This is a genomic window from Paenibacillus sp. J22P59 (assembly GCF_059383895.1).
In genome coordinates this window covers 276,787-292,959 of record NZ_JBXENX010000005.1, presented here as the reverse complement: position 1 = coordinate 292,959, position 16,173 = coordinate 276,787, and the positions used below count along the sequence as shown (strand labels likewise).

13 protein-coding genes are annotated in these 16,173 nt (G+C 42.7%); 4 read left to right on the top strand and 9 right to left on the bottom strand.

All coding sequences use genetic code 11. The features are described from left to right. Positions 1–10 precede the first annotated feature (10 nt). The 3 genes from AC50YO_RS11020 to AC50YO_RS11010 all read right to left on the bottom strand — a co-directional run bounded on the left by AC50YO_RS11020 (position 11) and on the right by AC50YO_RS11010 (position 3,535). The gene (locus AC50YO_RS11020) at positions 11–1,177 is read right to left on the bottom strand and encodes an MFS transporter (protein ID WP_494846875.1); all 1,167 of its coding nucleotides are present in this window, start codon (positions 1,175–1,177) and stop codon (positions 11–13) included. A 21-nt stretch (positions 1,178–1,198) separates the two neighbouring features. Beyond that, positions 1,199–2,017, bottom strand: coding sequence for a MerR family transcriptional regulator (locus AC50YO_RS11015; RefSeq protein ID WP_494846874.1), 819 nt, complete (start codon positions 2,015–2,017; stop codon positions 1,199–1,201). A gap of 909 nt (positions 2,018–2,926) precedes the next feature. Next, entirely contained in the window at positions 2,927–3,535 is a 609-nt protein-coding gene (locus tag AC50YO_RS11010) for a TetR/AcrR family transcriptional regulator (protein WP_494846873.1), read from the bottom strand. Between the two features lie 225 nt (positions 3,536–3,760). On the opposite strand from AC50YO_RS11010, the gene AC50YO_RS11005 reads away from it, so the two are divergent. After that, positions 3,761–5,251 carry an MDR family MFS transporter gene (locus AC50YO_RS11005; protein ID WP_494846872.1) on the top strand — a complete coding sequence of 497 codons (1,491 nt, stop codon included), beginning with the start codon at positions 3,761–3,763 and terminating at the stop codon, positions 5,249–5,251. 161 nt (positions 5,252–5,412) lie between these two features. Here the strand turns inward: AC50YO_RS11005 and AC50YO_RS11000 are convergent, their stop codons facing one another. Further along, entirely contained in the window at positions 5,413–6,699 is a 1,287-nt protein-coding gene (locus AC50YO_RS11000) for an adenylosuccinate synthase (RefSeq protein ID WP_494846980.1), read from the bottom strand. Positions 6,700–6,836: 137 nt separating this feature from the next. Between AC50YO_RS11000 and AC50YO_RS10995 the strand changes: the two genes are divergently transcribed. The 3 genes from AC50YO_RS10995 (at position 6,837) to AC50YO_RS10985 (ending at position 8,525) form a co-directional block, all read left to right on the top strand. Next, positions 6,837–7,709 (top strand): LysR family transcriptional regulator, encoded by an 873-nt coding sequence (locus AC50YO_RS10995; RefSeq protein ID WP_494846871.1) that lies wholly within the window; start codon positions 6,837–6,839, stop codon positions 7,707–7,709. A 100-nt stretch (positions 7,710–7,809) separates the two neighbouring features. Beyond that, on the top strand, positions 7,810–8,136 hold the full coding sequence (locus AC50YO_RS10990; RefSeq protein ID WP_494846870.1) for a hypothetical protein: 327 nt from the start codon (positions 7,810–7,812) through the stop codon (positions 8,134–8,136). Between the two features lie 68 nt (positions 8,137–8,204). After that, positions 8,205–8,525 (top strand): hypothetical protein, encoded by a 321-nt coding sequence (locus AC50YO_RS10985; RefSeq protein WP_494846869.1) that lies wholly within the window; start codon positions 8,205–8,207, stop codon positions 8,523–8,525. An 81-nt stretch (positions 8,526–8,606) separates the two neighbouring features. Here the strand turns inward: AC50YO_RS10985 and AC50YO_RS10980 are convergent, their stop codons facing one another. From AC50YO_RS10980 to AC50YO_RS10960, 5 genes are all read right to left on the bottom strand, one after another. Next, complete coding sequence (locus AC50YO_RS10980) at positions 8,607–9,461, bottom strand: AraC family transcriptional regulator (protein ID WP_494846868.1); 855 nt, start codon at positions 9,459–9,461, stop codon at positions 8,607–8,609. 93 nt (positions 9,462–9,554) lie between these two features. After that, positions 9,555–9,920: a DUF4180 domain-containing protein gene (locus AC50YO_RS10975; RefSeq protein WP_494846867.1), complete on the bottom strand. Its 366-nt coding sequence runs from the start codon at positions 9,918–9,920 to the stop codon at positions 9,555–9,557. Positions 9,921–9,960: 40 nt separating this feature from the next. Continuing rightward, the gene (locus AC50YO_RS10970) at positions 9,961–11,220 is read right to left on the bottom strand and encodes a vWA domain-containing protein (RefSeq protein WP_494846866.1); all 1,260 of its coding nucleotides are present in this window, start codon (positions 11,218–11,220) and stop codon (positions 9,961–9,963) included. A gap of 305 nt (positions 11,221–11,525) precedes the next feature. Then, positions 11,526–12,662: a glycosyltransferase gene (locus tag AC50YO_RS10965; protein WP_494846865.1), complete on the bottom strand. Its 1,137-nt coding sequence runs from the start codon at positions 12,660–12,662 to the stop codon at positions 11,526–11,528. A 176-nt stretch (positions 12,663–12,838) separates the two neighbouring features. After that, positions 12,839–16,156, bottom strand: coding sequence for an immunoglobulin-like domain-containing protein (locus AC50YO_RS10960; protein WP_494846864.1), 3,318 nt, complete (start codon positions 16,154–16,156; stop codon positions 12,839–12,841). Positions 16,157–16,173: the final 17 nt, after the last annotated feature.

Here is a 16,173-nt window from a genome sequence, read left to right as displayed (position 1 = left end):
TATATTTTTTTTATTGCGTAATACCAATCCTACTACTAATTTTTTTAAATAATATGATGGTAAGAAGTAAAGCTATGACTACAGCAACAAAACCCAGCCAATTCAAATACAGGACTGATGTACGACTAATGAGAAGCCCCCCTAATCCAGATCCCAGTGCAAAACCAAATTGGATGAACGAAGTATTTATGCTAAGGGCAATATCCGGATTTCGAGGCGCTAGAGTAACCAAATATAGTTGCTGGGCAGGGGATATACTCCACGTGGCTAACATAAAAATCATTAAAACCAAGAGCAATACAAAGAAATTAACACCGGCTAGAACGAATAAAAGAAGAGTCATCCCTTGTAACAGAAGCCCGAGGTAAATTGTAAATTTCGATCCCTTTGCATCTGCCAATTGTCCGCCCACTCTTGATCCGACAAAGCTGCAGATTCCCGCCAAGAATAGAACACCGCTAATTTCGGTTATGGAAAGAGAGGATGTTGCTTGCAGGAAAGGCGTAATATAAGTGAACAGTGTAGAATAGCCGCCGATATAAAATAAAGTAATAGCCAAGGCAGTTAGAATGGCTGGATTCCTTAAAATAGAGAGCTGCATTCTGAGGGTAACCTTTTCTTCTTCTTTGATTGCCGGAACCTTTTTATAGATGATAAGTAAAGGAAGAATGCTTAATAAACCAATTAAAACAAATAAGACTCTCCATCCAAACAGCTCACTAAAAAATGTGCCAATGGGAACACCGAGGACTAACGAACTGCTGAGCCCCATCAAAATGATACCGATGGCATTGCCCCTTTTTTCTTTTTCAACGAGTCGTGTCGCTATTGCCATGGCCACTACAGTAGTGATTCCTCCGCTAGCCCCTTGAATAATTCGAACCCATAATACTGTTTCGTAAGCAAGATCTACAAACATAAGTCCGTTGCTGGCAATAAATACACTTAAGGCGGTCATCAGCAGCTTCTTGCGATCTGCATTTATCGTTATTGCAATCAGAATCGGAGCAACAATGGCCGCTGCGAGAGCAAACATAGTAACTAGTAACCCAGCCTCGGAAGTGGATACTCCCAAGTCCATGGCGATCATTTCAATGACTCCTGTAATGATGTATTCAATGGTTCCGATCAGAAAGACAGCCAGCGCTAGGACATAAATGATCCATTTATTTTGCAATTCACTCCACTCCTTCTCCAGTTATCTATTTAATATTGGAATTTGTATTTCCATGTAATGTGCATCATGTTCTGGCGATAATGGTAAATAGATTTCCCTACCGGATTCGTTTTCCTTGATTTGATAGTGATTTTTCTCAATCCATTTAGCTAAATAAACACAGGCTGTACGAGCAAAGTTAGAATTTGAACGAAAAGCCATTGTAGCCATCATCGGCTCAGCAGGAAGAGTCCTTAGCTGAAATGGCTCAGGCGGTAATAGCAGCTCACAAGTTAAAAAATAACCAACTTCAAATTCAAACTCATCCTCTTTTCCATCTATTTCTTTCCACAACACGACCTGCGGACCTTGAGTCAATTGGCGAATTTCCCTTGTTAATAACTGATTGAATTTATGGAACAGGTCTGGAATGTCTTCTTCTCTCCCGTAAGCTTTCTGAAAAAGAAACTGCTGAGCATCCTCTGCTTTGACTCTGATTTCTTGCCCTGTTTCGACTTGTCCCTCTTTTTCTATTAGCTGCATACGCTCCTCAATCCTGACGAGTTTGGCTTGTTCCGAATCGATGATTTGCTGGATTTCGCTTTTTTTCAGCTTAAACATCCCTTGAATATTCTCTAATGTAATATCTTCATGGAGCAACTGTGTAATTTGTGGCAATGTGAAACCCAATTCCTTATAAATTAAGATTCTATTGAGCTCAAGAAGCTGATCTGCAGAATAGTAACGGTAGCCAGTATCGTGATCCACCTTTCTCGGCTTTAAAACGCCGATCTGGTCATAGTAACGCAGTGCTTTTAGTGAAACCTTGCTTAGCCTAGAAAACTCACTGATTTTAAACAAACGATCATCTCCAATCTATAACATAATGGGAGTATACAGTTTCCCGTGCAGGGGAAAGTCAAGGGTGTGAACTGCCTTCCTTGTCATCACTCTATGTTGGTGTGATCGGCAAGTCAAAGAAACGTTATTGAATAGAACGTTCATTTTTTTTGAATTAAAAGGTGAGAACTGCCGTAGACTTGCACCACCTGAAGGCCTCTTGCTTCCACGCAATTAATTTTTCAGTATGCAATCTATCAAAGTCCAATCATCTGAAAAGGCCTTGCACAAAAAAAGACCACTTCTCAAAGTGGTCAGCCTTCTTATATAAGTACAGACTAGATAAGCAAATCAACACAATTCATCTGGAGATAACATATGTACCGATACGTGTAGACAATTTGGATCAACTTCTGGGTCACACCCTAATCCAAGATATTTTGAGATGCTCGAAATGATTGATTAATGCTTCCCTTTCGAAGCGTAGGGTTTTGATTTTTAGGATATCTCAAGCCTCCGTTCTGCTGGGGTGTTCGCTCTGCCATGTTCGAGGACGAGTTTGTAATGGTGTTTGTCGATTTCCGTTAATGGCATGTCGGTGATAAAGTCTATAATTTCGGGCTTTGACTACCTCACCATGTTTCCGAATCTCACACTTCTCATTTCTTAACGTTCTATAAATGAGTGAAGCAGTGCGCCTCTTGTCCTGTGCTAGAAAGATTGTCGCCTTCTAGTAGAGGGCAATAAAAAAAGAGAGAACCGACATTTTGAAAAAACGTGAGTTCTCTACAATCTGAAGCAGATTTCATCTGCTCTTTTGTTAAAGGATTACAGCCTGCCCCATCTTTTCCTTCAACAGAACCCTCTGCTAACGGTTGATTTCTCAGCGGGCTATTAGAACTAGAAAAAGCAAAACATGCAAACCCAAAATCATGAATTCGGATCTGCGTGTTCAGTGCCGCTTGAGGCTAACGGAATAAGCAGCAAAAGCTTCTTCGCGAGAAATGCCGGGCTATAAATCATATCATTGCGAAGCCAAGAAATAATAATTCCGAGGAATGCAGAAGCGCTATACCACAGAAGTATATCTTTTGGAACGTCTATAGCTGAAGCGGACGAGGATACGCCATACTTATCGATTTTTTCTGTGAAGTCATCAAGTATTAGCGTAAGGAATCGTTCGGTAAAAATTGGAATTCGCTTCGAAGCTAACAAAACTTTGTAAAGTTTTGCATTCTCCGCAAAATGCTCCAGCATCTTAATTAATCTAAACTCCCTAGGTTGTGCAGGGTCAGTCCCCCCCTCATTTAAGAAACTCTTGATTACACTTGACATGTCATCCGCCATCCTTTCCAGCATGTCGGGAATATCACGGTAATGAAGATAAAAGGTTACCCGGTTAATAGTTGCACGTTCTGTAAGGCGGTTCACCGTAATTTTCTCAAGTTCAATTTCTTGCAATAAATCAATAAACGCATCTCGTATCAGCAGACGCGTTCGTAGGACGCGCGGGTCCAAACGTAGTGATTCAGTAGACATATCGACTCAGTTCCTTTCACAATACCTTCTCTGGACGACAATCAAATAGGGTTTGTAGATCATCATCTATGTAGACGACAAATAAGAGAATTTCGTTAATTAATAAACAATTTGATAAGATATGTCGCTTGTGAAACAGGAGAGAGGCGATTATAGTTATTTGTATTCAGTTAATTATACAACAAACTGTCTATTAGTTTCTATTATGGAGAGGATTGAATTAGTGTGAGTAAAAGTTCAGATTTTGACAGCAACACGATTAAGAAAGGTCCGCTATTGTTTGTTATGATTCTAGGGGCGTTTATCGCCGTTCTGAATCAAACTATAATGAGTGTTGCGACCCCAGAGCTTATGATCGACTTTGACATTGCAGCGACAACAGCCCAGTGGTTGACGACAGGCTATATGCTGGTGAACGGCGTTCTTATTCCGATTACAGCTTATCTGATGCAACGTTTTACGACCCGTGAGCTATTTCAGACTTCCATGATAATTTTCCTTATAGGAACCACTGTTTCTGCATTGGCACACAGCTTCGACATATTGTTGGTGGGTCGCCTGATTCAAGCTGCAGGTGCCGGTATTATTATGCCTCTGTTGATGACTGTTGTTCTGACTATTTTCCCTCCTGATAAACGGGGGGCGGCAATGGGAATGGTCGGATTCGCAATTATTTTTGCTCCCGCCATCGGTCCTACACTCGCTGGATATGTCATAGAGAATTATTCGTGGCGTACGATGTTTTACGGTATGATTCCTTTTGTCATTATTGTGATTGGAATTGCCCTCTTTTATTTGAAAAACGTCTCTGAGCACAGTTATCCTAAATTTGACATATGGAGCGTTCTTTCTTCAACTATTGGTTTCGGAGCTATCCTTTATGGATTTAGTAGTGCTGGAAGCGCGGGATGGTCTAGTGCGGAGGTGCTGGTATCGCTTGCTGTGGGTGTAGTCTCCCTAATTTTATTCAGCTGGCGACAGTTAATCTCGAGCAGCCCATTACTTGATCTTAGGGCATTCAAATATAGTATGTTCTCCTTAACAACCATTATTAACATCGTGGTCACGATGGTCATGTATGCGGATATGATGCTCCTGCCATTGTACTTGCAAAGCGCGCGCGGCTACACCGCAATCGAGTCTGGGCTGTTGATGCTCCCTGGCGCACTTCTGATGGGATTTATGATGCCTATAACAGGAAAACTATTCGATCGGTTCGGTGCCAAGTGGCTTTCGATAATTGGCTTAATCATTACAATTGCAACGACGATCGGCTTCGTGAATCTAAGCGACTCCACCAGCTATACGTATTTGCTTCTAATGTCCACGGGACGGCGCATAGGCATGGCTATGTTCTTGATGCCAATTACGACGGCGGGCTTGAATCAACTACCAGCTAGGTTGAACGCACATGGAACAGCCATCTCCAACACCATTAAGCAAGTAGCTGGTGGGATTGGGACTGCCTTACTCGTTACGGTAATGACAACCGGTACAAAGAACCATCTCACAGAAATGATGGCTTCTGGCGGTTCTACTTCACAAGAACAATTAATCCAGCAGGCGGCTATTCAAGGTATTAATGATGCTTACTTGGTCATTGTCGGAATCGCAGCCATCGGATTATTGCTTTCGTTCTTCATTAAACGCACAGGGCAGGCCGTGGAGAAAGAGCATGCAAACCAGTTTGCTATTAAAGAAGTTAGCAAAGCTTAAGTTGATTACACACATTACACCTTTGTTCAGCCCTTTTAAGCAGTAAAAAACTTGCCCAGTAAACCACCTCAGTGCGAGGTGGTTTATTTGAACGATTGTTCCCCGTTTTCGTAACGATCCTTGGTAGAGCTCGAAATGAATTCTCTTGATTAGCTAGCTTATCATTTTACTGTTCTTTCGATGATCTGTTCTCTGCTAGGACCAATGGATATCCAACGTATCGGTACGCCTATTAAATTTTCAACATGGATCACATAATTTTGAGCCTGTATTGGAAGCTCATCAAATGAACGAGCCTGTGAGATATCACACATCCATCCAGATAATTTTTCATAGACAGGCACTGCCCGCCCTACTTGCGAAGGACTTGGAAAATCAAGCGTTTCTTCACCATCAATTTGATAGGCATAGCATATTGGGATTTCATCAAGATAGCCTAAAACATCGAGATTCGTTAATGCCACCTCTGTAGCCCCCTGTATTTTACAACCATACCTTGTTGCTACCCCATCGAACCAGCCTACTCGCCTTGGTCTCCCCGTCGTCACACCATATTCTCCAGCATCCCCTCCACGCTTACGCAGTTCCTCTGCAGATTCTTGGAAAATTTCCGATACAAATGGTCCTTCTCCGGCACAGCTTGAGTAGGCTTTCGTTACTGCTACAATTTTATTAATCATTTGTGGTGGTACGCCAGCACCAACAGCAGCAAATCCAGCTAGTGTGGACGAAGATGTCGTATAAGGGTAGATACCATGATCGGGGTCTCTCAGTGCTCCCAATTGTCCCTCTACTACTATGTGTTCTCCTTTAGCCAGGGCCGCTTGAAGAAGCTCTGTTGTATTACATACAAAAGGTTTGATGAAATTCGCTTGGCTCTGCAAATCTAACACCAGTTGTTCAACCTTAAACGATGGTTTCTTATATAAATGATTAAGAAGCACATTTTTTGCTTCAAGGGATGCTTTCAGCTTAGCTCTTAGATTCTCCTGGTCGAAAATATCTGCAACTTGAATACCAAGCTTTGCATACTTATCTGCATAAAAAGGGGCGATTCCCTGCTTAGTCGAACCAAACTTTCTCTCGCCTAGCCGTTCCTCTTCTAATTCATCAAATAAGATGTGATAAGGAAGAATGATTTGCGTCCGATCTGAAATACATAGCTTAGGCTCAGGTACTCTTCTCTTGGACAATTCATCCAGCTCATTACGTAGATAATTGATATTCAAGGCAACACCAGGACCAATAACATTAGTAACTCCTGGATAGAAAACTCCTGATGGTATTAAATGCAGAGCAAACTTTCCGTAATCATTAATGATCGTATGCCCCGCATTGCTACCTCCCTGATACCTGACAACAAATCTAGATTCCGCTGCAAGAATATCAGTTATTTTTCCTTTCCCCTCATCGCCCCAGTTCGCACCCACAACAGCTGTAATGGCCATTTCCGCACTCCTTCTCAATTGGAATAACTTTCTATAATTAAGTATAATGAAATACATTAGATTAGAAAAATTAATATTAATAATATCAGCTATAAACACTGATAATGGAGTTAGAGGTGAAGAAGATGATCCACAACATGGATTTGTATCAGGTTTTTTATTTCACGGCGAAGACAGGAAGCCTATCTAGAGCAGCTGAGGAACTTTACATCACACAGCCAGCCGTCACGCATTCTATTAAGCAGTTGGAGGGTAAGCTTGGCGGGCAGCTATTTCACCGAACATCCAGAGGAGTAACCTTAACTTCAGAAGGGGAAATGCTTTTTACGTATATCGAACAGGCCTATCATTTTATTCTTAATGGTGAACGTAAAATTGGAGAAATGCATCAACTTACTAACGGGGAGGTCAAGATTGGAGCAGGCGATACACTTTGCAAACACTTTTTATTGCCCCAGCTTAAAATATTCCATGAGTCTTTTCCAAAAATTAAAATTCAGGTGATCAATCGTACCACTGCTGATACGATCACTCTTTTAAAAGAGGGAAAGATTGATCTCGGCATCGTTAATCTTCCAATACATGATCATCAAATTGAAATCCAAGAAAGCATTGAAATTCACGATTGTTTTATAGCTGGCGACAATTATAAGTTTTTATCTGATACAGCCATCTCATTTGATAAATTACTTGAATTCCCAATCATACTTCTTGAGAAAGGAAGCAGTACACGAGCCTTCATTGACGGGTTTGCTGCGGAGAATGGTTTTACTATTAAACCGGAGATTGAGCTTGGAAGTGTAAATCTACTCATTGATTTTGCACGCAACGGATTCGGAATTGCTTGTGTGATTAGAGAGTTTATTGATCCAGAACTAACACATGATAACTATTGTGAAATTCGGCTGGAGAAGCCCTTCCCGGCAAGGAAAGTAGGTATTATTAAACTAAAGAGCACCCCGTTATCTGCTGCCGCAAAGCATTTACATAGCATGTTATTACAAAAGTAAACCTTTAAACTCTTTTAATTCCACCCAATGTCTGTACTAGCTGAAACCTTAATTGAATACACTCAAAAGTGGACTACCACAAGTAAAAGGAGGATTATTTATGGCGGTTAGACCTATCGGAATTATTGTATCGGAGTCCAAGCCTCTGCCAGGCCAAGGCAGTCGTTCGAGCGGCAACTTCTCGACGGTTTGGTTCGGAGGTGCTCATCAAATCCTCGTGGAAGTTACGGTCGATGGCCAAATTAATGATTCGATTGTTTTTAAAATCGCGGAAGATAAGAGCGGAAGCGACCCTGTAAGAGCTGACAATGTACGCCACAACACAGTATTACCTTATATCGAGAGCAATTCGCTATATATTATTGTACAACAGTGTCCTCCGAACAAAAATTTTAAGGTTACGCTTAATCCTTATGTGAGCAAATAAATTCAAGCTATTCAATGAATGAAGGACAATTATCTATAAAAGTTTGATTTCGAATAGGAGGAAAAAGCATGAGCAGGCCTATTGCAATCGTAGTTTCTAGCTATACAGAATTAACAGATCAGAGGAGCCGCGCAAGCGGTAATTTTTCAACAAAATGGTTTAGCTCCTGCTCATCCATGGAAATTGAAATAACGGTTGACGGCGTATTAAACAATGATATTACGTTCAGTATGGCAATTGATAAAGGCGGCAGCGATGAATTGAAATTTTCTGAGGTCAGAAATGGCTCTCGGTTAAACTATGTTGATTCTAATACGTTTTATATTTGCGAGGTGAAGGCCCCTTTAACGCAACATAATAATTTTACGGTAACAATCAAGCCCGTTTAAAACTTCGCGCTGTCTATAACAGCAAAAAAGGGTCATCCTCTTTGGATGGCCCTTTCTTTTTCTCGCGTTGTTCAATTATCGTTATCCATACTTTTTCTTTACTGGTATCCAGATTTCACCCTGTGTATGCCCAGGCATTCCATAATACATTTCGAATTGAGGGCCCTCAACCTGTTCATATCCAGATATCGGAAACCACTCGGCATATATTCGTTCCCTTAGTTTTTGCAAATCACATTGCGGCTCCGGGAAAATAGCCCATGTTAATGCCGGGACCGAAAGCTTTGTAAATCTCTCTGGAATTTCAAGTCCTTTCGGTAAATGATAGCATACCATGTACTTGAATGATTCTCCCGTATGATCATATAAGGCAGCATGCAGAACGGTATTGCCAAACCGCCCCAGTAACTCGTTCATTAGATCTACACTGCCGTCTTCATCACATTGTTCACGGAACTGAGGAACTTCAATAAATGCCGTTTGCATATCCTGGCTAACAAGGCCATAAACGCCGAACATCTCAAAAGGCCCTCTTTGTTCAATACGATAATTCATCTCGACATCTCCTTTTATTGAGATATGAAAGGACATTCGAGGATAGGCTTTTAAAGAGACGCCTTTATCGCGTGCAGATATCGGCATGATCCCCTGGAGATTCTTGAACGCACGTGCGAACGCTTCCGGCGATTGGTATCCATATTTCATGGCTACATCGATCACCCTTGCATCGGTTGTCTGCAGTTCAAAAGCGGCCAATGTCAGTCTTCGACGCCGGATGTACTCGGATAACGGGACTCCGGTAATGAACGGAAACATTCGTTGAAAATGATACGTAGAGCAACAGGCGATCTGCGCTATGTCATCATATGAGATATTGTCCGCCAAATTCGTTTCGATATAATCCATGGCGCTATTCATTCTCTCGAGCCAATCCATCGTTCACCCTCCCTTCGAGTTAAATACTATCGCAAATAAAAATGGCTTGCCGTGCATTTCCTGCACCAAATTATCAGCATCTTTCAGTAGTGATTACACTAAACTTAGCTTTTCAATTGCTTGCCTTTCATCTGGGAAGAAAAATATATCCCTCCCGTTATTACACTCATAAATAAAATCTCTCAAGCTTTTACTTGAATATATAGAAAAGTCCCCTATAATGGCTATTTTCACGTGGTAATTGATGAACTTTTGTAATATTTCCCCTGCAAGTTTTGTGCTCAAGTGAAAAAAGTCCTCACATATTGCCGCTTTATTCAACATTATACGATTACAGCCCGTTTCATACTGTACTGTCGCTATAAAATCCAAGGCCGACTGGACATCACTTATTATAATCTCGTTACTGCTTATAACAGCAATTTCAACATTATTCTGTTTAATAATATTTGTTTTCATTAACAGTCCCTCATTTCAGTAGATAAGTTTGATTCTGCTCTTATTCCAAAATCCCTTTTTCTCTTGCTTCCTTCAGCCATCTTGGGAACTCATTAAGGAGCCGATTATATAACTCCTCATCTGTTATTTTATCTAAATCATCTAATGCAAAAAAACTAGCATTATCAATGAATCGTCCTGGCAAATTATCCAGTCTCTTAAGAACGCCATAATTTGCATTTCCAAGGCCGACAAATTGCCAAAATATATTTTGTTTCGAGGCATTCACTAAAATCTTTGCAATCTCATTATCTTTATAAATGCCGCCATCACTAAAAAATATGACATATGCAGGAATATCTTTTCTGGGTTCCTTTTTTATATAGTGCTGGATGATATCCTTCATAACAGGCGGCTCATTATTTCCTGAGCCTAGACCGCCGAATATTCTGGGCGCAGGATAGGTTTTTTTAATATAACCTTCATAATCTCTCTCTGTTACACTTCTTGCTTTCATAAATTTAGAACCAAAGAACCAAACATCTAATTCGCCATTATCATCCATACAGGCAGCGACAGCCAGCACGCGTTCAAAAGCACGTTGAACGGTTCCACTATAATATAAGTGTGACATAGAGCCTGATGCATCAAAAACAACGGCTACACGAGATTTCTCAAGTGCAAGATTCTTCTTTTCCAACGAAATTGAAACTTTTCGTTTCAATAAATCAATTTTGCTTAAATTAAGTTCTTGAACTGGCTCCCTATGAGGGACAGATGGAGCTGGAGGAACTTCAGGAGCTGGAGGTTCTTCAACCTCCACTCCATACGATTCAGCTAACGGCTTTAGCCCGCCATTAAACCCTCTGCCGATCGCCCGAAATTTAAATTTGGATTGATGCCGATATATTTCTGCAAGAACCAATGCCCTTTCTTCAGTAGCATCATTGATTTGATAACAAACTTCTCCTTGAGCACCCTTTACTGTGATACTTAGCCCTTGAACGGTATTAAATGTAGAGTTTCCTTCTAATGTTGCAGTAAAAAAACAATGTTGTATAGTTCGTGAAAGCTTCTCCAACTCAATCGTAAAGACCACTTTATTTACTTCATTCGCTTTCAACCACACACTTCGTTCTGGGTCTGTTTCTTGGTTATAAAATATCATGTAATCATCTGATGGAACTTTGCCATTAGCAGTTACTAAAAAAGAACTGACATCTAATACGGACGTAGAATTCCATCGCACTTCCACTGTAATTATGCCACTCTCTGCAAGAACTGTATTGCCGCCTTTTTGTAACGAAACAATGTTAGTCATGTCCAAACTCCTTTATATATAATAAATATTACAAGTTTTATTAAATCAGACATTACATCTATTCAAGCCTATCTCACCTCTGCAAGTAGAGCAGTATATAACTGCTTTAGAGAAATGGTGTACTATAAATCCAGACTAACTTTCAAGAAAATTATACCATTTTATAAGAAAAAGCTTGAGCAATTTATATATGAATCTACTCTTTCGCAGCGACAAATTTATAAGCTACAAGCATTCAATCAAAAAAGGAACTCCAACGCAGCTAGCAAGCTGGCGCGAAATTCCCTACCTTTAAGCTTTTAAGACTATGGCAAAACGTTGTCAGAGGCCCCACCAATACGCTTTTTCCTATATACTTGGACAAGTTGAGAGCCAACTTTTTTTATTGAAAATTTCTTTCTGACTATTCTCGCACCAAATTTACCTAATGATTTAGCCTTACGGGGTCTAGTCAAAATACTATGGATGTCCTGCGACAGCTTTTTGACCTGGATTGGTGCAAAAGCGCCATGATCTCCAAAGTGAACTCGAATGATTTGTTTTATATTTTTAGGCTCTACAACACCACAATATCCCGCAACACCTGCCGCAATAACCGGTCTTGCACATGCCATAGCTTCGAGTGCAACACGCCCTGTTCCCACAATCATATCTGCTGCATAATAGGCATGTTGTATGGCAGTCAACGCGGGGCGAATATATATCGCTCTTCTACCAAGACGATTGTTGACTTTAGCAGCAAGCTTGACAAGCTTGGATCTCGTCGATGAAGACCCCGGGCCAAATAAAACGGCTACATATGAACGATTTTTTTGAGCAATGATTTCTGATGCCAAGATCACTTTGCTTGCTATGGGGTACTTATCAGCGGAGAATCTCCCAGCATAAACAAGAATCTGAGCAGCTTGTGGCAAGTTAAGTGCCCTTCTCCATTTATTTTTAACGGATGACGATTTAAATACAGAAGTATTAATTCCATTAGGTACAATCAGAATTTTATTGGCAGAAATTTTGAAATTCCTGACTAACCAGGTTGATAACTTCGGAGAAACAACAATTAGGTGTCTAGCCACTTTGGACATAGCTTTCAATGCAGAGCGATTATGATAAGTGCCATGTACTGTCGCAATCAATGGTATTTTAAGTTTTCGGCGTAAGTTTGCTGCATGGCGAAATGTCTTTGAATCATGGGCGTGTATAATCTCATAATTCCCTTTGGAAATGATTGAGGATAGTGAGGATATGCGTTTATCTAATGATTCTTTTGTTGAAGGAAGAAGGTGAACTGTAATCCCCGACTTTTTATACGAATTTAAAAGTGGCCCTCTATTAGCAACAACGCCAACTCGAAACCCCTTTGATATTAAATGCCGGGAAATAGATTGAATATATTGCTCGGTTCCTCCGATATTTAACCGCGAAACCAACATCAAAATTTTCACATTTGCACCAACCTACATTACCGATTTTCTCTTCAAAATAGAATCTGCACACTAACTAGCCTCTCTCCACATAGCATCCGTATAAATGTATGTGCCTTTAGTCTATATTGCCTGTGTGATTGCCTGTAGCAGAAACGAAAAAGCTGGCGCCTGTTGTATACAGGCGCCAGCTTTTATTACATGTAGCCAAGCTCTCCAAGCAGTCGGCTCAGCATAATTGCCATTTCGGCACGGGTTGCGGTTTGATGCGGCTTGAAATTGCCTTCGGGGTCGCCTTTAACGATGCCGTAAGCAAGCATTTGCTGCACGGCCTCGGCAGCCCATGTCGATACCTCACTCGAGTCGTTCAACAACGCTGAACCGTTGTTCAAGGCATTGGAGGCGGAGCCGCTATCGTAAGTAATCGCTCTCGCAAGGATTACGGCTAGTTCTTCCCGTGTAACCCTATCATTCGGGCGGAAGCTTCCGTCCTCGTATCCGGTCACCAATCCGGCCGATGCTGCAGAGGAAACCGCTGTTTCGTACCATTGCCCAGCAATATCGGATAAAGCTGCGGGCTGAGATGCCGCGGGAATACCTAGCGCTCTAACCAGCAGCGCTGCTGTCTCCGCTCGCGTTAAGCCGGCATTCGGATCGAAGATGCCTTCCCCTTTTCCTTCAAAGATGAGCAGGGAGGCCAGCTTCTCCGCTTCGTTTCTCGCCCAGTGTCCTTGCATATCGGCAAAAGCTTGTCGGTTAACAATATTCACGTACAAGCCGACGCTTCTGACGGGAAGCAGCGCATAGGCATGCCCTCCGATATTTTCATATCGGACCGGAACATATTGCAGCTGCCGAAGCTGCTCATTCCATACCGCCACCATGGTATCTGCGTCGGTAGTTGGAACTGCAATTCGCCTTTCTACTATGCTGCCTAATTGGTCAATGGAAACCTCAGTCCCGTCGCCAATGCTCATCACAATCTTAAACTGAACAGGGCCAGACAATAATTGTGCACCCTTGGATTGCAGCTCTGTCAATAAAGGAGCATCAACTTTAACCTCTCCAGCATGTATCGCAAACTTGAGCTTACTGCCGTCCTTGCCTGCATATTGCTTCTCAGCAGCAGCAGCCAGCTCGGAGACAGGCAGCCACATTATACCGCCGGACGTTGTCAATTGAATCGCAAATGAAGGATTCAACTGAAGCAGCTTGTGTACCGTTTCTCCATTTAGCTCGAAATATCCCTTTGCTGTGTTCCTAACGATCTCAATCCGTCCAGATTTCACTTCAGATGATGTAAGTTTAATTCGTTCCTTCTGATTATTCTCGTTAATGAAATCGATATAAAAATCCGATTGCGGCTGTTTAGGCTCCTCAGGCAGAACAATTGCACTATTCTTTAAAACAGTCAATTGAAACTGGCGGCTATCCGATTCCAGCTCTTTCGTAACTGTAGCTGTTAGCGTAACCATGTGGTCTCCAGCCTCAAAGGTTGGTCGTGAAACCGAACCATCAGTAGGACTAATCAGCTCCGATCGGCTAGAAGCCCATGTAATGGCAGAGCCATTCGTCCCTGCAGTTGGGAGCGTCAGCTTATTGCGCACATGCGTTTCGTCATCTCCGGCTGTATAGCCGATCGCAATCAGCGCTATGTCCCTCGCTACTGCCTCTTCATCCGTCATATCGGCAGCGGCAATCGTTAAGTTGTATTGGACGTTATAAATTGTCTGATTCGCATCAACAGCAGCTTCCAGCGTCACGGCGGAGTCGCCCGTCGAGTAAGCCGGCCGATGAACAGCTCCTGTTGTTGCATCAAGTAGGGTATTATCCGAAGATGTCCAGTGGATCGTACGGCCTGCGGCATCTGTACTCGGCAGCCCAACATTCGACTTCACCGCATCGGCCGTCTCTCCTGCGGCAAAGACTGGCTTGGGAGCAGTATAGACGGTTAGCTTGCCAGTGTCGGTAATGACGTGATAATTGGACAAACGGTTCAACGGATCGAGAAGCTGTGCAGTAATATCATAAACACCTTCAGCGCTAGCTTCTGTCGCTACAGATTCATACTGTGCCGTAATGGAGTCGTCGGCAACAACGCCTGCAAGACTGCCATTAAACTTCGGATTCGCTTTACCTACCCATCGCGATACCGAATCCGTCGCAACACGAAGCTCGGCTTTCGTAACCGTCAGCTCGCCTTCCTCCACGACAACATGATAGTTACTCAGCTTGCCTCCCGGATCAGAAAGGGACGGAACGATTGGATACAATCCCACAGGACTTGATGCGGTTGCTGCTGTCGAATAGGAGGCCAGAATAGAGTCTCCATTCACAAGACCGGTAAGTGAACCGGTCAAGGATGGATTGCTTTGCCCATATGCCCGGGATTGATCTGCAGCACTGACAGTTAAGGGTGCTTGTGTCACAGTTAGAGTGCCCGGCGAATAGTTGATTGTGTACTTCGTTGATGTCAAGCCGCTGGCTGTTATATCATAATTACCGATTGGGCTAGATGCATCAGCAGACGTCGAATACACCGGCTGCCCGAGCGAGGCAGCTGTGTCCCACGCCATTAGTCCACTAAAGTTCATTGTAAAATTGCCATTAGAAGCCCCATATGGTTTAGTCACATTGTTAGGCTTTACATCGAGTGGAGCTTTCTCGACCGTAAGCGTCGTTGTCTGCTCTGCAGCAGGGTACGGATACGAAGCTGCTGTCGATACTTTCAGTTCATAGCTTCCTGCAGCTTGCCTAATTGAATAGCTGCCTGAAGCATAACCCGCTGCATTCGTCGTTAAGTACCCAATAGTGCTTCCGTCAAGGTAGACATTAACTCTCTTTCCTGCAAGCGGACCTTCTGGCGTTGTCAGCGTTGCCGAGATATTGACTGCCTTGCCGTATGTACCGGTTATGGGAGATACGGCGAGCGCAGTCGTATAATCCCTTGGAGAATCACCCACATAAGTGGTAAAGCCCATGTCGTAATCAGACCCACTGGAAGCAGTATAAGCTCGTCCACCTGCGTATACGTCAGTAGCATAGAGCTTCCACGTCGTTTGCGGCGTGTCTCCGATGGAAGACGTTAAGTGCATCGTATATTGCTGTCCTGCTTGCAGCTGTGTTGGATGATCGAATAATACGGGCATCCAGCCTCCCGGATTGTAAGGGATATTGCTGCTGCCAAAAGTCGCTGAAGCAAGCACCGTACCGGACACGCTTTGTCCTGCATAGATACTAAGCGTGAACACAATTCCCGAGCTTCCATAATCCGCCATGTACAAATCAATTTGATTCAAATAGCCGGACTTACCCGCCGTAAAGCTTTGAGCGAGTCCGTTCGCACGATACGTGCTCCCCGGATCCCCTGCTCCTGATGTTTGGTCAGGCGCATCGGCAGCTGCTGCCGATGTGGGCAGCGCGGCAAGTATCGGCACAACCGTAAGAGCCAAGACCAGCAAAAAGCGGACCATCCAAGATATCGTCGAGATGTAAACAGGTTTGTTCGTATTCATGCTTATCAACTTTTTCT